Genomic DNA, 17137 nt, shown 5'->3' with positions numbered 1-17137 from the left:
ATTTGAGGACGATCGGCTTGAGTTTCGGTTGTGGGCTGGGGACGCGGGTGAGCTGACCGGGAATCCTGCGTTGTGGCAGGTGCGGGCCGAGTTGAGTGCGGCGATGATGCTGGCAGGCACCGATCCGGCGATCTACCGGGAGCTGGATCGGCTGATGGCTGATCCGGATCTGCTGGGTTATGACGACCAGACCAGGAGCGAGACGGTCTGGCTGGAGAAGCTGGCGGAGTTCCTGGCGTTGTTGCCGCTGAGCGAGGGCGGGCCGGCGTAGGTGGTGCAGCTTTTCGCCTGGACACACCCGTGGAAGTTGACTGGTAGCGTTAAGGACCTCCCGACGCTGGTCGTGGGCCTGCCTGAACAGTCGCTGCTGTTCCCGGCCCCGGGTGCTTCGAAGGCGCAGGTCGTCGCCGAAGCACACTCCTACCAGTTGTACAAGGACGCGAACCTGGTCGTGGCCCGGATGGGGCCGGACGGTGACGGGATTCTCCTCCTGAACGGTGAGGAGATCGGTTTCGATGAGTTCGCAAATTGGCTCGGGCACCTCCGTGTCGGACGGAATCGCGATTTGTGGACGGTGCTGGCGATTCCCGGCGCTCCCGCTGCGCTGCCGGCAGAGGTGGTCGATGTCGTTGAAGGACCGGTATTGACGACGGTGGAGCAGGTGCACAAGACCCCGGACGGGCGTCTGCTCGCCGGCGTTTACGAAACGGATCAAACCGGTCGCGTGCAATTCCGTCCCAGCAACGGTGGGTGGATGGAATTCAAGACGAGGGACGAGGGGGTCTGGCTGGAGAAGCTGGCGGAGTTCTTGGAGTTGTTGCCGCTGAGCGAGGCCGGGCAGGCGCAGGTGGTGCAGCTTTTCGCCTGGACACGGCCGTGGATGGTGACTGGTGACGCTGCCGGGCACTCGGCGCTGGTGGTGGGTCTGCCCGAGCAGTCGGTGTTGTTCCCGGGTCCGGGTGTGTCGAGGGCGCAGGTCGTCGCGGAGGCGCACTCGTATCAGTTGTACAAGTACGCGAGCCTGGTCGTGGCCGGGTTGGCGCCGGACGGTAACGGGATTGTCCTGCGGGATGACGTTATCGATTTCGAGAGTTTCGCTGGGTTGCTCAAGAAGCGCATGGTCGGGCGGGGCAATGATCTGTGGACGTTGCTGGCGATTCCTGGTGCTCCGGCTGCGTTGCTGGCAGAGGTGCTCGATGCCGTTGAGGGACCGGTACTGGCGACGGTGGAGCAGGTGTTCAAGACCCCGGACGGGCGTCTGCTCGCGGGTGTTTAATTTCGAGGGCGGTGTGCCTGGTGGGGTGAGCTCTCGGTCGGACGTGCGTCTGGGATTCGAGGTCGAGTTCAAGCTCCCAGACGGAAATTTCGATGCGCGGGTCAACAGCCTGGGTGCGGAGCTCGAACAAGCGGGGCTCGTGGATTGGCGGACCGATCACGGCTCGAAGCTGCTGGGCGTGTTCGATAAGGCTGCTGCCGCGGCGATTGCGGCCAATGGTAGGTGGGCGCTGATCAAGGAGGGGGAGCGTTTCGAGGTGGAGGAATGACCGTGGTGACGGTGTGTGGCCCGGTATGGAGAAGTTGCTGAGCGCGGTGCGGCGGCAGGGCGGTTTTGGCTCGGAGTCAGGGGGGCATATCAATGTCAGTTTCGACTGGCCGTTGACCCCTCGGGAGTACGTGCGTGTGGCGCAGGTCGCGAAGGCCTTCGAGGCGTTGCTTTTCCGGTTGGGCAACGTTGCAGGCAGCGACGGGTCGCAGCAACGCAAGGTCGGCTATGCGGCGCCGGTTTCGTTCCCGTCGGATCCGTACACAGTGGACGATATCGGCGAGGATGACGACTCGTACGACCCCGTTCCCGACCCGGGTGACAAGCAAACCGCAGTTCGTTTTGAGGTCTTTGGGGCCGAGGGTGATCGGCTTGAGTTTCGGGTGTGGGCTGGGGACGCGGGTGAGCTGACCGGGAATCCTGCGTTGTGGCAGGTGCGGGCCGAGTTGAGTGCGGCGATGATGCTGGCCGGCACGGATCCGGGGATCTACCGGGAGCTGGATCGGTTGATGGGTGATCCGGATCTGCTGGGTTATGACGACCAGACCAGGGACGAGGAGGTCTGGCTGGAGAAGCTGGCGGAGTTCCTGGAGTTGTTGCCGCTGAGCGAGGCCGGGCAGGCGCAGGTGGTGCAGCTTTTCGCCTGGACACGCCCGTGGAAGCTCAGCGATCCCGTAGAAGGCTACCCGGCGCTGGTCGTGAGCCTGCCCCAACAGTCGGTGCTGTCCCCGGCCTTGGGTGCTTCGAAGAAGCAGGTCGTCGCCCAGGCGCATTCGTACCAGTTGTACAAGGACGCGAGCCTCGTCATGGCCCGGATGACGTCAGACGGTTCCGGGATCCGCCTCCGGAATGGGCAGGCGATCGGGAGTTCGCAAATTGGCTCGGGCACCTCCGTGTCGGACGGAATCGCGATTTGTGGACGGTGCTGGCGATTCCCGGCGCTCCCGCTGCGCTGCCGGCAGAGGTGGTCGATGTCGTTGAAGGACCGGTATTGACGACGGTGGAGCAGGTGCACAAGACCCCGGACGGGCGTCTGCTCGCCGGCGTTTACGAAACGGATCAAACCGGTCGCGTGCAATTCCGTCCCAGCAACGGTGGGTGGATGGAATTCACCGAGGAAAACCCGCTCGGCGAGTTTACCGGTAAGGCTGATCTGGGCGAGGCGTTGATGGTTTCCAGGACCAGGCGTTTTCCTGACGATCCTGCTGAGGTTTATCGGTATTGGACCGTACGTGGATCGGGGTCGTGATGGATGGTGTGTTCGATGAGCTTGGAGGGACGATGAGGGGTACGGACGTGTCCGTTGGTGATGAGCGTGTGGCCGGGATGCATGATGTGTTGCTGGGGCTTGCCGGCCGGGTGCCGGATGAGTTCCTCGCGACGGTTCGGCAGCGGTTGGCGGAGGGTGGGACCGGCCAGGTTGCTGAGTCGGTGTGTCAGGAGTTGGCTGCGGGTGGTGTGGCGCTGAGTTTCCGGGAGATGGGTGTGCTGGCCGAGTTCTTGCCGGGTTCTGCGATTTCGACGTTCAGCCGTATCCCGATCGGTGATGAGCAGCGGGTTCTGGCGTGGCATTTCACCGGCGCGCCAAGCGAGCCGGTGGGTGTCGATGATGCGGGGGTGGCGGGGTTGGTGGCGGTGTTGTCGGGTACCGCTGGTGCTCGGGGGTTGTGGTGTGTGTGGCGTGGTCCGGTCAGTGGTCGGGGGCCGTGGTTGCCGGTGTATGTGGTGGAGGCGGGAGGTGGTGTTGATCCGGTGGGGTTGACGGGTCGGCTTCAGCGGGTGTTGGTGGTGGCGGGTTCGGGTGTGCCGCGGGTGGAGGTGGTGGTGTCGGGTGGTGAGGTGCCGGTGTATCAGCGGGCGGCGCGGTCTTATGGCCGGTTGGTGTGGGCGGCGTCTGAACCTGTCGGGTTGCAGTTGGCGCGTGTCTTTGATGGTGTGGATGAGGCCGGGGAGTCGGTGTTTGAGGAGGATCATCCGCGGCTGGTTGATGTGGTGGAGCGGGACCGGGTGCTGGATTATCTTCGTGCCGGGACGGTGGTTCTGGATACGGATTCCACGATCGATGATGTGGTGGATCGGTCGCGGGGGTCTGTGGTGCCGATGAGTTTCCGTTCCGATGGGGTGTGGATCTGGCCGGACATCGTCTGTTACTACCTGGAGCAGTACGGGTTGGCTCCTGATGAACAGTTGCTGGCGCACATCCCACCCCCCCCCCCCCCGCCTGCGCCCCTGGATGCGGTAGCCGTGCACCGTGTCCTGGAGTATCTGTCCCGCCCGCAGGATGCGTAGACCCGTGTTGTTGGGGATGGGGCCGAGCGGTGTGTCGGGGGGACGTCCGTTCCGCCCGGTCGCGCGGCTCGATGCCACCGTGGGTGGGGGAGGTCGCGGCATCGGGCCGGGGCTTCAGAGCGTGGGAAGGCGCTGGATGATTCGGTTTTAGAGTTCGATGCGGTCGTCTACATCGCATATGTTTTCCACCCGGCCGAAGGCCCAGTCACCATGTGGTGACTGGGCTTTCATGCTGAAGAAGGTTGTGCACGTCATCAGGAGGTTCCGTACCGGTGCTCGCGCACACTCATTGAGAGCGCGGGAGTCTCGCGCTTACGGGTTCGCCCTCCAGATCTGGTGTGCCTTCGTTGACGTTCAGCCATCGGGGACGTCTCTACGGTTCGAGGGAGGCCTAGTAGTCCGGGCGGGCAGGTTTGCCTGACCTTCGGGTAAGCGGCTTGGAGAGGGAGTGCGGGCGGGCTCATAATGCGCTGGAAATGGTCTGGCGGGGTGAGGATGCGCGGCATGAACGAGCTCGCGGAGCGGGCACGCTCCTGGTTGCAGGACACTTATGGTCCGCGTGGGGTGGGGCGTGATGTTGTCGCGGTGACGCCGGGACAGGGCGGGCGTGGGCCGCAGTGGACGGTGTTCGGTGCGGATGGTTCGGCGAGGCCGGTGGCCGGGCCCGGTGCTTCGGTGCCGGTCGGCGGGCATGGGGGTGTGGCTGGTCTGGCGGATGCCTCGGCTGCTGTTCCGGTTGGTCCGGCGGGGTCGGGACGAGCGGTGGTGTCGGGTTGTTGTGTTGGAGAAGTTGACGGAGCAGGGGCGCCTGACTGAGGAGCAGGAGGCGGAGCTGGCGGAGCTCCGGTCGAAGGTGGCGGGGCGGAAGAAGAAGGACCAGGAGGTGACGGAGACCGGGGCGGGTGGCCCGGTGGCTGATCGGAGTGCAGGGCCGAAGGGGGTATTGGAGCAGGCTGGGGCTGAATGGGACGGGTGGTCGGTTGGGGATGTTGATGTCGATGGGTCGGTTGATGAGGTGGTGGGGGATCCAGGTGGGGAGGGGCGGGATGCGGTGTCGTCGTCCGTTTTGGGTGGGGATGGGCAGGTGTTTTCACGGGTGTTGGCGGAGCGGCTGGGCACGGAGGGGAGCGGTCTGAGCATCCGGGCCGGGGCCGGGCCGGCGGGTCAGGTGGGGCGTCTGGGGGAGTCCGAGGCGGGGTGGGGATCGGGTCGGTTCACCAGCGGTGGGCTTTCGGGGTGGGGTGCTGCGGTGCCGGTGGATGACACCGCGGGCGGTGTCGCGGGTCAGCGGGGGCCGGGGGAGCAGGCTGCGCCGACTGAGGTTGAGATTCGTGCGCGGATTGCGGCTCTGCAGGATGCGGTGGAGTTGATTGAGGCGCAGGAGGCAGGGTTGGAGATGGTGCGGGAGCGGGATGAGGATGGGCAGGCGTTGCGGGAGTCGGTGAAGGTGTTGCGTGCCGAGCTGGCGGTGCTGCAGGCCGGGTTGGCCAAGTTCGTGCCGGCTGGGATTGCGAGGTTGGCTGAGGTGGCGGGTCGGTTGGAGCGGCATTTGCGGACGATGCCGCCGGAATTCGATCCGAACGGTGTGCGTGAGTACGTCGAAACTATGAAGCAGCGGGTGCACCAGGGACGGTGGACTCCTGCGGAGTTGCAGACGGTTGAGTCGCGTTTGGGCGACATGCTGAGGGTGGAGGGGAGGTTGCGCAGTGCTCGCCGGGCGAAGGTGCGTGAGGTGTATGTGCAGGCGGGGCAGGCGATTGCGCAGGGGCGTGTTCCACGGTGTGCCTGGTGGGGTGAGTTCCCGGCCGGACGTGCGTCTGGGATTCGAGGTCGGGTTCAAGCTCCCGGGCGATGATTTCGATGCGCGGGTCGGCAGTCTGGGGGCGGAGCTCGAACAAGCGGGGCTGGTGGATTGGCGGGCCGCTCAGGGTTCGAAGCTGCTGGGTGTGGTCGATAAGGAGGCTGCCGGGGCGATTGTGGCCAGTGGCAGGTGGGCGTTGATCAAGCAGGGGGAGCGTTTCGAAGTGGAGGCGACATCGCCGATCCTGCGTAATGACCGTGGTGACGGTGTGTGGCCCGGCATGGCGAAGTTGCTGAGTGCGGTGCGGCGGCAGGGCGGTTATGGCTCGGGGGCAGGGGGGGATATCAATGTCAGTTTCGACTGGCAGTTGACCCCTCGGCAGCTCGTGCGTGCGTTGCAGATCGTGAAGGTCTTCGAGGCGTTGTTCTTCCGGTTGGGCAATGTTGCAGGTGGTGACGGGTCGAGGCAACGCGGCATCGCGCATGCTGGGCCGGTTCCGCTCCCACCGGATCCGTACACTGTGGACGAATATGGTGAAAGTTCCGACTCGTACCATCCCGTTCATGACCCGGAGGACAGGTATCGTGCGGTGCGTGTGGAGGCCTCTGGGGCCGAGGGTGATCGGCTCGAGTTCCGGGGTTGGGCTGGGGACGCGGGTGAGCTGACCGGGAATCCCGCGTTGTGGCAGGTGCGGGCCGGGGTGAGCGCGGGGATGATGCTGGCAGGCACCGATTCGGCGATGGGGCTGGGCGGTTATGGCTCGGAGTCAGGGGGGCACATCAATGTCAGTTTTGAGTGGCAGTTGACCCCTGTGCAGTACGTGCGGGTGGCGCAGGTCGCGAAGGTCTTCGAGGCGGGTCGATCCGAAGGCTGCGTAAGAACGTCGAACGCTCGAAGAGAATGGTACGGCAGGGACACTGGACTTCAGCCGATCTGCAGACCGCCGACGCGAGGTTGCCCGGGGTGCGGAAAGCGGAGAGGGCGTTGCACGATATCCGCCTCGCGAAGGTGCGTGAGGTGTATGAGCAGGCCAAGCAGGCGATAGCGCAGGGGTATGTTCCGGTCGTCTATTTCAACGACGGCGTGCCCGGTGGGGTGAGCTCCCGGCCGGACGTGCACGATATCCGCCTCGCGAAGGTGCGTGAGGTGTATGAGCAGGCCAAGCAGGCGATAGCGCAGGGGTATGTTCCGGTCGTCTATTTCAACGACGGCGTGCCCGGTGGGGTGAGCTCCCGGCCGGACGTGCGCCTGGGATTCGAGGTCGAATTCAAGCTCCCCGCCGGGGATTTCGGTTACCGGGCCAGCAGTCTGGGGACGGTGCTCGAACAAGAGGGGCTGGTGGACTGGAAGGCACAAGGCTCGCAGCTGATTGGTAAGGAGGCTGCCAAGGCGATGGCGGCCAGTGGCAGGTGGGCGTTGATCAAGGAGGGGCCGCCGTTCGAGGTGGAGGCGACGTCACCGATCCTGCGTAATGACGGTCATGGCACTGTGTGGCCCAGCATGGAGAAGTTGCTGAGCGCGGTACAACGGCAGGGCGGTTATGGCTCGGAGTCAGGGGGGCACATCAATGTCAGTTTTGACTCAGCCGAAGGCGGCGCAGCGGGGACGGAAGAAGAAGGACCGGGAGGTGATGGAGACCGGGGCGGGTGCGGCCCCGGTGGCGGGGCGGGATGAGCGGATTGCCGCACCCGACGGGGTATCGGAGTGGACTGAAACTGATCAGGACGGCCGGGACGCGTGTTCGGCTGACTTCGATCTCGGTGCACGGATTGAGCAGGCGGAGGCCGATTCAGCAGTGTCGCGGCATGCGGATGCGGGAGGTGCCGGGGCGATGTTGGGCGAGGGCGCTGTCGGGGACGTTCCCGTGACCGCGTTGCCCCCGTTCCTGGGCCAGGATGCCGGGGACAATGCGGGTGCCGGAGGTGCTGGGGCGGTCGCCACGGTTTCCTCCCCGACTACCACGACGGGGTGGGCTCCGTTGCGTTGTTTGGAGTCGATGGGCCTGGCGGGATGTCTGCGGGAGACCGTGGTGGGCAAGTGGGTCTGCTGGAGCCGCCTGCGATTGCGGCGTTGGCCGAGCTGACGGGTCGGATGGAGCGGCATTTGAACGCGATGCCGCCGGATGTCGATCCTAGGGGCGTGCGTAAGAACGTCGAACGCGCGAAGAGAATGGTACGGCAGGGATACTGGACTTTAGCCGATGTGCAGACCGCCGAGGCGAGGTTGCCCGGGGTGCGGAAAGCGGAGAGGGCGTTGCACGATATCCGCCTCGCGAAGGTGCGTGAGGTGTATGAGCAGGCCAAGCAGGCGATAGCGCAGGGGTATGTTCCGGTCGTCTATTTCAACGACGGCGTGCCCGGTGGGGTGAGCTCCCGGCCGGACGTGCGCCTGGGATTCGAGGTCGAATTCAAGCTCCCCGCCGGGGATTTCGGTTACCGGGCCAGCAGTCTGGGGACGGTGCTCGAACAAGAGGGGCTGGTGGACTGGAAGGCACAAGGCTCGCAGCTGATTGGTAAGGAGGCTGCCAAGGCGATGGCGGCCAGTGGCAGGTGGGCGTTGATCAAGGAGGGGCCGCCGTTCGAGGTGGAGGCGACGTCACCGATCCTGCGTAATGACGGTCATGGCACTGTGTGGCCCAGCATGGAGAAGTTGCTGAGCGCGGTACAACGGCAGGGCGGTTATGGCTCGGAGTCAGGGGGGCACATCAATGTCAGTTTTGACTGGCAGTTGACCCCTGTGCAGTACGTGCGGGTGGCGCAGGTCGCGAAGGTCTTCGAGGCGGTGCTTTACTGGTTGGGCAACGTTGCAGGCGGCGACGGGTCGAAGCAACGCAACGTCACGTTCGCTGGGCCGATTCCGCTTCCGTCGGATCCGTACACAGTGGACGACGACACCGGAGCCTACGGGTACCGATCCCTTCCCAATCTGAACGACAGGAATCGTGCGGTGCGTTTTGACGGCCTCGGATTTGAGGGCGATCGGCTCGAGTTCCGGGGTTGGGCTGGGGACGCGGGTGAGCTGACCGGGAATCCAGCGTTGTGGCAGGTGCGGGCCGAGCTGAGCGCGGCGATCATGCTGGCCGGCACCGATCCGACGATCTACCGGGAGCTGGATCGGCTGATGGCTGATCCGGATCTGCTGGGCTATGACGACCAGATCAGGGACGAGGGGGCCTGGCTGGAGAAACTGGTGGAGTTCCTGGAGTTGTTGCCGCTGAGCGAGGCCGGGCAGGCGCAGGTGGTGCAGCTTTTCGCCTGGACACGCCCGTGGAAGTTGACTGGTGACACTGCCGGCCACTCGGCGCTGGTCGTGGGCCTGCCCGAACGGTCGGTGTTGTTCCCGGTCCCGGGTATGTCCAAGGCGCAGGTCGTCGCCCAAGCGTACTCGTACCAGTTGTACAAGAAGACGCGCCTTGTCGTGGCTTGGTTGAGCCCGGACGGTGACGGGATCCTCCTCCGGAATAACGTCATCGACTTCGCGGAGTTCGCCAATTTACTCAAAATGCGCCACGCCGGATGGCGACACGACGAGTGGACGGTGCTGGCGATTCCCGGTGGTGCTCGCCACGGTGAACTGCTGGAACTGGTTCTCGGAGTCGTTGAAGGACCGGTACTGGTGACTGTGGACGACTTGTACAAGACCCCCGACGGGCGTCTGCTCACCGGCGTTTACGAGTTGGATCAAACTGGTGGCGTTCAATTCCGCCCCAGCATCAGCGGATGGACGGAGTTCACCCCCGAAAACCGGTTCGGCCGGGTTACTGATCGAGCTGATATGGGCGAGGCGTTGTTGGATTCCCGCATCAGACGTTCTGGCGAACCCGCGGAGGTCTATCCGTACTGGTCCACACGCGGATCAGGGGCGTGACGGATGACGGGGTCGACCAACCCGAGGTGACGACGACGCGGGACAGAACACGACTGCACTGACCAGCGCGTCCCGCCCACCGAGCGTCCATTTCTTGTGCCAGCGGTGGACATTCTGTCGCGAGGTTTCCAGCAACCGCGCGACCTCGGCCGGTGCGAAGCCCTGCCCGCCCCTGGGCTCGCCTCAGAATTGGTGTGAACTGCTGCCACAGCGGGCAGGCAACGGCACTGCCCATCCGGTCATAGCTGGGACTTTGGTCCCCGATGTACGCGGTGGGAGCGACAACTTGGGAGCATTTTGGGAGGATCGATGTACGGTGAACTCCATCTAGGGTCTGTTTCAGATGTCAGAGCCACTCGTTGATAGACGCGATGACCACCGTGGCCAGAAAAACGGGAAAGAAGCGCGAAGTATCGCCAGAGGTTAAGGGCTGCTGCCGATCGTGTTGTGGTGTTGGAGGAGTTGGCGGGGCGGGGGGAGTTGGTTGAGGAGCAGGCGGTGGAGCTGGCGGCACTCCAGCCGAAGGCTGCGCAGTGGAAGCAGCAAAAGAAGGAAAAGGACGCGAAGTATCGCCAGGCGAGTAAGGCTGCCGTCGGCCGTGTTGTGGTGTTGGAGGAGTTGGCGGGGCGGGGGGAGTTGACTGAGGAGCAGGCGGCCGCAGCCAGGGCTGGGGATCCGGGTTGCCCACCGAGGTGCGTAGCCAGGGCTGGGGATCCGGGCTGCCCACCGAGGTGACGGGGAAAGCCGGCCCGAAAGGGGCGAAGAGGACACGAGCGGAGACCGGTGAGAGTTCCAGTGGGGCCAAGCGGCGGAAGGTGACAGCAGCCGCAGCTGGGATTGACCCCGGCAGTCCGGGCAATGACGAGAGTGAGCTGCTCACCCCGACCGATCAGCCAGTACAGCAGGACGAACGGGAGGCGGAACGGAGACAGAAAAACAGGGCAGATAGCGCGAAGCGGTACCAGGCGATAAAGGCCGAAGCCGATCGGGTTGCGGAGTGGCAAAGAACGCGAAGCATCGCCAGGGGTTAAGGGCTGCCGCCGATCGGGTTGCGGAGTTGGAGGAGTTGGCGGGGCAGGGGTCTTTGACTGAGGAGCAGGCGGCGGAGTTGGCGGAGCTCCAGCCGAAAGTGGCGAAGCAGAGACAGCAAAACAGGGAAGCTAAGGCGAAGCAGTACGCGGCGAGAAGGGCTGTCGCCGATCGGGTTGTGGTGTTGGAGGAGTGGGACCGCTGACTGAGGAGCAGGAGGCGGAGTTGGCGGCGCTCCAGCTGAAGGTGGCGCAGCAGAAGCAGCAAAACACGGAAACTAACGCGAAGCAGTATCAGGCGAGAAGGGCTGCCGCCGAACGTGTTGTGGTGTTGGAGGAGTTGAAGGGGTGCGGGCTGCTGACGGAGGAGCTGGCGGCGGAGCTGGCGGAGCTCCAGCCGAAGGCAGAGCAGGTCGGGTCCGATTGCGGGCGTGGTGGCAGGTGGGCAGCAGGATGCAATGGTGCTAGGTGAGTTGGGGGAGTGGACTGGGGCTGGGCAGGGCGAACAGGACGCGGGGTCGGCTGACGTCGATCTCGATGGGTGGCTTGATCGGGCGTTGCGGGAGTTTGATGAGGGTACGGCGGATGCGGTGGAGGGTGCGGTGGATGCTGGCGTGATGGTCGGAGGATCCTGCTTACGAGGAGTCACGACCGCGTTGACCGCGTTCCTGCGACAGGATGCTGGGGAGGGTGCGGCGGATGCTGGGGAGTCGGGTTGAGGGCGTGAGGCGGAGGGGCTGGGTATCGGCAGAACGCGCCCGTTCGTGACGACTCCCAACTCATCCCAGCGTGATGCTGAATGCCGTGGACATGGCCTCGAAAGCGCGATCGAGCTCATGCGCGAACTCGGCGGACTCGTCTCTTAACCAGGCGTGCCAGGCCAGTTCCAAAGCCGCGCCTGCTGCGGCGGCAACCGCGCGAGCCGCAAAAGGATCAGAGATCCGTTCACCAAGCGCGTCCGCCAGTTCTGTCCACTCTTTGACATTCATCGAGACGAGACGGGCCCGGAGCGGGGCCGCCTCGGCGATCAGGTGGCGACGCCGGCGCAGCACAGCCGGATTGGCGTCGACCGCCTCGGCCAACGGGGCGAATGCGCGCCGAAGAGTGCTCCAGGCGGTGGAGCCCGCCTCGGCGTCGACCGCACGAAAGCAATCCGTGACGGACATCGGAACCACTCTCGCTGCGGAGACGAGGGCGTCCTCCTTCGACCCGAAATAGCGGAAGAACGTGGCACGAGAGACGCCGATACCTTGCGCGATCTGCTCCGCGGTCGCGTGATCGAACCCGACCTCAGCCACATAGTCCATAGCGGCGGCGGCGAGCTCCGCGCGCAAGATCTCGCGGCTTCGTGCTCGTACGTTCTGGCCCACGGAAGGCAGTCTATCTAGTGATACTGTCACTCGTATGTGCGACGTTGTCTCGCAGGGAGTGTCGTGCCGGTTTCTGTTCCTCGCTCACCCCGAGGAGGCCTCATCGTCGCCGTTCTCGTCCTCGCGGGCATCAGCGCATCCTTCTCGTGCAAACCATCGTGATCCCCGTTCAAGCGGAGCGCCTGCGGCTGCTTGGGACATCGAGCGCCGGCACACCGTGGGTGATCACGCCCATCGCAGGCAGGCTGGGCGACATCTACGGCAAACGACGCGTCGTCCTGGCATTGCTCGTGTTGTTGGTCGCTGGTGCCGTGATTGGAGCTCTCACGTCGACCCTGGTCCCGGCGATCCTCGCGCGCACTGCAGGCAACGGCCGTTGGCATCATTGCGTTGGGGATCTCGACTCTCCGCGACGCACTGCCGCCGAAGCGGTTGGCACCATCGATCGGCCTGGTCAGCGCGACCCTCGGCAGAACTCCGATTGGCACGTCCTGTTCTGGGGCACCGCCGCAATAGGCACCGCGTGCCTTGTGCTCTGTGTGCTGGTCGTGCCACCCAGCACGCACTCTCCCGGCGAAGATCGACATGGGGCTGGGCAGATGCACGCACACTCGTATGCCTGATCGGCGGCCTCGTGGTCCTGCTCGCGTGGGGATTCTTCAAACTCCGCATCGACAGACCCCATCGTGGACCCGCGAGCCACCCTGCCTCCCCATCGCAATCCTCATCCCGAAACCGATCAAGGATGCCGCAATGCCTGACGAAGCACTTTCCACCCCGGATCCCCTCGGCCCCACCGCAGCACCCACCCCCGACTCCGGCGCGTCGCAGTCCGACACGTACGGTCAGCACCCCGACGGTGCCGAGTTCCAGGTAATCGGGACCGGTGGCCCTGCCGTACTGCTGCTGCCCGGCGGCGCGGAATCGGTGGACGGGTTCTTCCCCGGCCTCGTCGAAGGTCTCACGGCCGTCCCCGGCTGCCGGGTGATCCTGCACGATCGTCCCGGCACCGGCGCGAACACCACCGCCGGAACCCTCGCCGGGGCGAGCGACGCGCTGCATGCAGCGCTGCGACGACACGAGATCGGTCCCGTCGTCGTCATCGGCCAAAGCCTCGGCGGCGCCGTTGCAGCACTGCTGGCCCACGACCATCCCGAAGACGTTATCGGCCTGGTTCTGCTGGACCCGTCCGCCGTGAACGATGTCGCATTCGCGAAGAAGACCGAGCAAGGGGTACGTCGACTCGCCAAGCTGTCCCGAATCCCGATCGTCCGGGGACTCATCGCCGCCCAGTTGACGTCGATAGGCAGACGCATGGCGAAGGACCACGGTCTGCGTCCGGAAATCCGCCTGGCGCTCTTCAAGAACGCCACCGCCGATCTTGGCATGACAAGCCGCGCCGCAGCCGGGCTGGCGGACATCGCCGCGACCTTCGACGAAACGCGACTGCCCCGGGTTCCGGCGGCTGTCGTGACCGCCGACCGTGAACCCGGCGCCCCGATACGGCAGGCACATGCCCGCTTGGCCACCGCACTCGACGTCCCCCTGCTGCAATGGCCGGACTCAACCCACAGCGTCCACCTCACCCACCCAGACGAGGTACTGGACACCTGTCGCATCGTAATTCGGGACGCTGCCGCGTTCATGGAAGACCGAGCGAACAACGGGTGATCGGGGGGCGGATCACAACGGCCCGCCCGGCTGCGTACCCAGCGCTTCGAACGGGTCCAGGAGAAGCTGCGCGATTCCGGTATCGGCGCACTGATCCTGTTCGGCATGAACAACATCCGCTACACCACGGCCACCCACATCGGGAACTGGGCGCGGGACAAGCTATTCCGGTGCCGCACCCCTAGCATGCCCTGCTGTTCGCGCCATCTGGCCAGCCGGTCGGTGGACGCTGTGTCGGTCAAAGAGGTCCGGCCCATCACCGCGAACCGGTTTGGGTAGCGGGCGGCGGCGTCCAGCGCCAAGTCGTTGTGATCGCCTTCCCAGGACGGCGGCACCAGTCCGCACATCGTCGCGTACCGCATCGGCATCCCATACCGCCCGCGACAGCAGGTGCTGCATCCCGTCCGGCATGGCATCCCCGGCGTGTTCGAAATCGTCCAGCAGTTCTTGCGCGGCAAGGCCGACAGCAGCCCCTCCGCAGACAACCTGGTTATTTTTTGCCTTGTGCCACCAGTGCGGCGATCTGGCTGCGCGAGGTGAAGCCGAGCTTGGTGAGGATATGTTCGACGTGGGTTTCGGCGGTGTGCTGCGAGATGACGAGCGTTTCCGCGATCTGCTTGTTGCTCATTCCCTGCGCCACGAGGTCGGCGACTTCCTGTTCGCGTTTCGTCAGTAGGTGTTCAGCCGTTCCCTCTCGGTCGGATTTCCTGCGTGCGGCGGGTTCTCCGAGGAGTTGGGTCGTTACCTGATCGAACGTCAGGTGGGTACCTTTCTTGAAGGCCCGGGCGTATCTCTCTTCGCCGAGGGATTGCCGCACCTGCGCCTGCGTGCGGTCCTGGTACTCGGTGAGGAAGGGGAATTGTGAAAGTGGGCCGCTGCGGTCCCGGCGGAGGGTGTGGGCGGCCCCGGCCAGCTGGGCGGCTTGCTCACTCCGCTCCGTACTCGCCGCGATCCAGCTCATCGTCTCAAGGCAGTTGGCCGCGCAAGTCGTGTCGTCGAAGACGCGTTGTGCGTCCATGCACTGGAGCTCAAAAGCTTCTGCCCGGTCCCAATCTCCTTCGCGCCATGCCGCGAATCCGAGGCCCCACAGGGCCCAGGTCCGGCGCCAAGTCTCGCCGTGGTGCACGCACAGATCCCGCATCTTGGTCCAGTTGGCCATTGCGCGTTCGCCGTCGCCGAGGACCGAGTGACAGATGCCGAGGTTCAGCAGAGCAGAGGCGAGCCAGTCGAGCTCGTCGGAGTCCTGGTGCCGCGCCACGAATTCCTCAAGCAGCACAATGGCGTTGGAAAAGTCGTGTTTCTGCATGGCCGCGACTGCTTCGCACACCTGGTACAGAGTCGCGGACTGCTCCTGGCCAAAGTCCTCGGCCAGCTTCCGGCTTTCTTCAAGAATGCCCTTCGCCGTGGCCAGGTCGTTTTGCATCAGCGCGAGGTAGCTGGCGCTGGCGAGCGCGCGGATCCTCGGCACGCTGGGTTCGACATCGTTGTCCAGCAGGCGGGCGAACCAGCTTCGCCCCTCACTGGTGAGTCCACCGACGCGCCACAAGTCGCGGTAGGCGTCGGCCAGGCGCAGTCCTTGGTGGGATTCATCGGATACGGCGAGGCAGAAGTCAAGCGCAGCGCGAACGTTGGCGTCATTCAGACGTGCCTGTTGGGCCAAATCCAGTTGGGCGGGACCGAACCACCGGCGCCGCGTTTCCTCCGCGAATTTCACGTACCAATCCCGATGCCGCTTCCGAAGTTCCTGCTCTTGCCCGGCCGTGTGCAGCACCTCGCGGCCATATTGCCGGATCGTTTCCAGCAACCGATAACAAGCACCGGTTTCCCGCGCATCGCGGATAACGATGGACTTGTCCACCAACCCAGTCAGTGCTGTCAGTATATCGCCTTGCGGCAATGCGGCATCCGCGCACACGGCTTCGACCGCAGCCACGTCACAACTAGCCGCAAAGATCGACATCCGAGCCCACAGAGCTCGTTCGTGCTCGGTGCAAAGAGCAAAACTCCAATCGATCGACGCTCGCAGGGTCTGGTGCCGCGGCAGCGAGCCCCGATTGCCCGAGATCAACACCCGGAACCGGTCGTCGAGACGCCGCAGGAGGTCGTCGGGCGAGAGCACCCGCAGACTCGCCGCGGCAAGTTCAACGGCCAGCGGGATCCCGTCCAGCCGCCGACACAGCCTTGCCACTGCTGGCCCGTTGCGGTCGTCAACTTCGAAGTGCGGTACTGCTGCCGCCGCGCGGTCCTCGAAGAGCCGGATGGCCTCGAATCGACGCAGTTCCTGGGCGGGACATCGCATGTCGTCGGGGGGCACACCAAGAGCCAGTACGGGCAGCACGCGCTCTCCCTGGGTGCGCAACGGTTCGCGGCTGGTGCCGAGAATCCGCAGTCCAGGGCATCGTGTCAGCAACGTAGCCACGAGTTTGGCACACGAATCCAACAGGTGTTCGAAATTGTCCAGCACCAGCAGCGCTCGGCGCTCCCTCAACCGGTCCGCCAGCGTGTCCGCGGTCCATGTCGTGAACTGGTCCCGAATCGCCATCGCCGTAGCGACGGACTGAGGCAGCAGGCGTCCGTCGTCCAAGCTAGCAAGCTCCGCCCAGTAGACGCCGTCGGGAAACGAACGCCGCATTTCCCATGCGGCGCGCATGGCCAGCCGTGTCTTGCCCACCCCGCCCACACCGGTGAGAGTCAACATCCGGGAAGCCGACAATCCGCGCCTGATCTCGCCCAACTCCGTGCGTCGCCCGACGAACGACGTCACTGCGGCTTCTTGCAGGCCCTCTGCTGAGACGAGTGCCATGAATGCCCATCCACGCTGATTTGGCTAGACGCAACAATGTCTAAATGGTACATGTGCCAACCAGCATGTGCGCTTCTCAACCATCACGCGGCATTCCATTCTGCGGACCCGGACAACTTCGCGAAACCGTCCGGGTTCACCCATGCCGTCCGGCACAGCGACACCGTCCACCTCTCCGGTCAGGCCGCGATGGACGGCAGTGGGAAGGTCATCGACGGCGACATCGTCGACCAGCTCCGCCAGGCCCTTTCCAATGTGTTCACGGCCCTGCTGGCGGCCGGCGCTGGACCGGAAGATCTGCTCTCGGGGCGGATCTACCTGACCGGCATCCCCCGGTTACCAGGCGCCCCGGCGTACTGGGCGTGCAACGCATCCAGGTCCCACCAGGACGCGACGGTCTCGGCCAGCGTGGGACCGGCGACGTGCCGGCTGCGGAACAGCTCGGTGTAGCGGCGCAGGCCGGCCCGCTCCAGGGCGTGCGAAACCTCAGACTCCAGGTGCGCGGGAGCCACCCACAGCCCGGGCGCGACAGTGCCCAGGCCGAGCCGGATCAGTCGGCTGCGCAGCCGGTGGCGCTGGTCGCGGGCGCTTTCCGGCACCGAGAACGCGACCAGCAGCCAGCCCTCGCCGAGCTGGGCCCGGCGGCGGGTGAAGATCCGTTCGTCGCCCTCGTGTCTCTCCCGGTTGGGGTGATCGTTTTGGCAGGATGGTCGGGTGACGTTGGGACGTGCGCCTCGCCAGACCGACTTGCTGCGGTCGACCGTG

At 65.0% G+C, this 17137-nt stretch carries 17 protein-coding genes and 4 pseudogenes; 16 read left to right on the top strand and 5 right to left on the bottom strand.

Features of this window, described 5'->3' with window-relative positions; genetic code table 11:
* The 14 genes and pseudogenes from SSPN_RS60425 to SSPN_RS0127490 all read left to right on the top strand — a co-directional run.
* Positions 1–271, top strand: a pseudogene (locus SSPN_RS60425) (hypothetical protein); the annotation flags it as partial.
* Positions 272–307: 36 nt separating this feature from the next.
* Positions 308–1276 carry a hypothetical protein gene (locus SSPN_RS60420; protein WP_237710752.1) on the top strand — a complete coding sequence of 323 codons (969 nt, stop codon included), beginning with the start codon at positions 308–310 and terminating at the stop codon, positions 1274–1276.
* Between the two features lie 43 nt (positions 1277–1319).
* Positions 1320–1544: a hypothetical protein gene (locus SSPN_RS57880; protein WP_010311380.1), complete on the top strand. Its 225-nt coding sequence runs from the start codon at positions 1320–1322 to the stop codon at positions 1542–1544.
* Positions 1545–1569: 25 nt separating this feature from the next.
* On the top strand, positions 1570–2538 hold the full coding sequence (locus SSPN_RS52105; RefSeq protein WP_029535769.1) for a hypothetical protein: 969 nt from the start codon (positions 1570–1572) through the stop codon (positions 2536–2538).
* Positions 2535–2792, top strand: coding sequence for a hypothetical protein (locus SSPN_RS57875; protein WP_010311375.1), 258 nt, complete (start codon positions 2535–2537; stop codon positions 2790–2792). Before SSPN_RS52105 ends, SSPN_RS57875 begins: the two co-directional genes overlap by 4 nt.
* The gene (locus tag SSPN_RS0127530) at positions 2792–3832 is read left to right on the top strand and encodes a hypothetical protein (protein ID WP_237710831.1); all 1041 of its coding nucleotides are present in this window, start codon (positions 2792–2794) and stop codon (positions 3830–3832) included. Before SSPN_RS57875 ends, SSPN_RS0127530 begins: the two co-directional genes overlap by 1 nt.
* Before the next feature lie 781 nt (positions 3833–4613).
* Positions 4614–5687: a hypothetical protein gene (locus SSPN_RS55505; protein WP_148272048.1), complete on the top strand. Its 1074-nt coding sequence runs from the start codon at positions 4614–4616 to the stop codon at positions 5685–5687.
* Positions 5626–6678, top strand: coding sequence for a hypothetical protein (locus SSPN_RS60415; RefSeq protein WP_237710751.1), 1053 nt, complete (start codon positions 5626–5628; stop codon positions 6676–6678). Before SSPN_RS55505 ends, SSPN_RS60415 begins: the two co-directional genes overlap by 62 nt.
* Positions 6651–7307 (top strand): hypothetical protein, encoded by a 657-nt coding sequence (locus SSPN_RS60410; RefSeq protein WP_029535766.1) that lies wholly within the window; start codon positions 6651–6653, stop codon positions 7305–7307. Before SSPN_RS60415 ends, SSPN_RS60410 begins: the two co-directional genes overlap by 28 nt.
* A complete protein-coding gene (locus SSPN_RS57870; protein WP_029535765.1) occupies positions 7261–7716 on the top strand; it encodes a hypothetical protein in 456 nt (151 codons plus the stop codon). Before SSPN_RS60410 ends, SSPN_RS57870 begins: the two co-directional genes overlap by 47 nt.
* Positions 7671–9500 (top strand): hypothetical protein, encoded by a 1830-nt coding sequence (locus SSPN_RS0127505; protein WP_010311364.1) that lies wholly within the window; start codon positions 7671–7673, stop codon positions 9498–9500. The genes SSPN_RS57870 and SSPN_RS0127505 overlap by 46 nt, the downstream gene beginning before the upstream one ends.
* 450 nt (positions 9501–9950) lie before the next feature.
* Complete coding sequence (locus SSPN_RS60405; protein WP_237710750.1) at positions 9951–10235, top strand: hypothetical protein; 285 nt, start codon at positions 9951–9953, stop codon at positions 10233–10235.
* 262 nt (positions 10236–10497) lie between these two features.
* On the top strand, positions 10498–10734 hold the full coding sequence (locus tag SSPN_RS0127495) for a hypothetical protein (protein WP_010311359.1): 237 nt from the start codon (positions 10498–10500) through the stop codon (positions 10732–10734).
* The gene (locus tag SSPN_RS0127490; RefSeq protein WP_010311357.1) at positions 10722–11000 is read left to right on the top strand and encodes a hypothetical protein; all 279 of its coding nucleotides are present in this window, start codon (positions 10722–10724) and stop codon (positions 10998–11000) included. The genes SSPN_RS0127495 and SSPN_RS0127490 overlap by 13 nt, the downstream gene beginning before the upstream one ends.
* A gap of 307 nt (positions 11001–11307) precedes the next feature.
* Here the strand turns inward: SSPN_RS0127490 and SSPN_RS49340 are convergent, their stop codons facing one another.
* Positions 11308–11862 carry a TetR family transcriptional regulator gene (locus SSPN_RS49340; RefSeq protein WP_010311354.1) on the bottom strand — a complete coding sequence of 185 codons (555 nt, stop codon included), beginning with the start codon at positions 11860–11862 and terminating at the stop codon, positions 11308–11310.
* A gap of 789 nt (positions 11863–12651) precedes the next feature.
* Between SSPN_RS49340 and SSPN_RS0127475 the strand changes: the two genes are divergently transcribed.
* A complete protein-coding gene (locus SSPN_RS0127475) occupies positions 12652–13569 on the top strand; it encodes an alpha/beta fold hydrolase (protein WP_010311353.1) in 918 nt (305 codons plus the stop codon).
* Between the two features lie 119 nt (positions 13570–13688).
* Here the strand turns inward: SSPN_RS0127475 and SSPN_RS57865 are convergent, their stop codons facing one another.
* The 3 genes and pseudogenes from SSPN_RS57865 to SSPN_RS0127465 all read right to left on the bottom strand — a co-directional run bounded on the left by SSPN_RS57865 (position 13689) and on the right by SSPN_RS0127465 (position 16333).
* Positions 13689–13931 (bottom strand): hypothetical protein, encoded by a 243-nt coding sequence (locus SSPN_RS57865; RefSeq protein WP_170121510.1) that lies wholly within the window; start codon positions 13929–13931, stop codon positions 13689–13691.
* A pseudogene (locus tag SSPN_RS55485) lies at positions 13909–14063 on the bottom strand (IS701 family transposase); the annotation flags it as partial. The gene SSPN_RS57865 and the pseudogene SSPN_RS55485, both read right to left, overlap by 23 nt.
* Positions 14060–16333, bottom strand: a complete 2274-nt coding sequence (locus SSPN_RS0127465; protein WP_237710749.1) for a LuxR C-terminal-related transcriptional regulator — start codon at positions 16331–16333, stop codon at positions 14060–14062. The pseudogene SSPN_RS55485 and the gene SSPN_RS0127465, both read right to left, overlap by 4 nt.
* A gap of 75 nt (positions 16334–16408) precedes the next feature.
* On the opposite strand from SSPN_RS0127465, the pseudogene SSPN_RS62995 reads away from it, so the two are divergent.
* Positions 16409–16675 (top strand): annotated as a pseudogene (locus SSPN_RS62995) (RidA family protein); the annotation flags it as partial.
* Positions 16676–16686: 11 nt separating this feature from the next.
* Here the strand turns inward: SSPN_RS62995 and SSPN_RS60400 are convergent.
* Positions 16687–17137: pseudogene (locus SSPN_RS60400) on the bottom strand (PaaX family transcriptional regulator C-terminal domain-containing protein); the annotation flags it as partial.

It is taken from the genome of Saccharopolyspora spinosa NRRL 18395, from assembly GCF_000194155.1.
In the GTDB taxonomy this organism is placed as follows: domain Bacteria; phylum Actinomycetota; class Actinomycetes; order Mycobacteriales; family Pseudonocardiaceae; genus Saccharopolyspora; species Saccharopolyspora spinosa.
This window is presented reverse-complemented; position numbering and strand designations above follow the sequence as displayed.

What these genes read in the sequence shown, in the direction of transcription:
- SSPN_RS52105 (WP_029535769.1), top strand. Translation starts at nt 1,570, where the DNA reads ATGGAGAAGTTGCTGAGCGCGGTGCGGCGGCAGGGCGGTTTTGGCTCG.
- SSPN_RS0127530 (WP_237710831.1), top strand. Translation starts at nt 2,792, where the DNA reads ATGGATGGTGTGTTCGATGAGCTTGGAGGGACGATGAGGGGTACGGAC.
- SSPN_RS0127475 (WP_010311353.1), top strand. Translation starts at nt 12,652, where the DNA reads ATGCCTGACGAAGCACTTTCCACCCCGGATCCCCTCGGCCCCACCGCA.
- SSPN_RS57865 (WP_170121510.1), bottom strand. Translation starts at nt 13,931, where the DNA reads ATGCGGTACGCGACGATGTGCGGACTGGTGCCGCCGTCCTGGGAAGGC.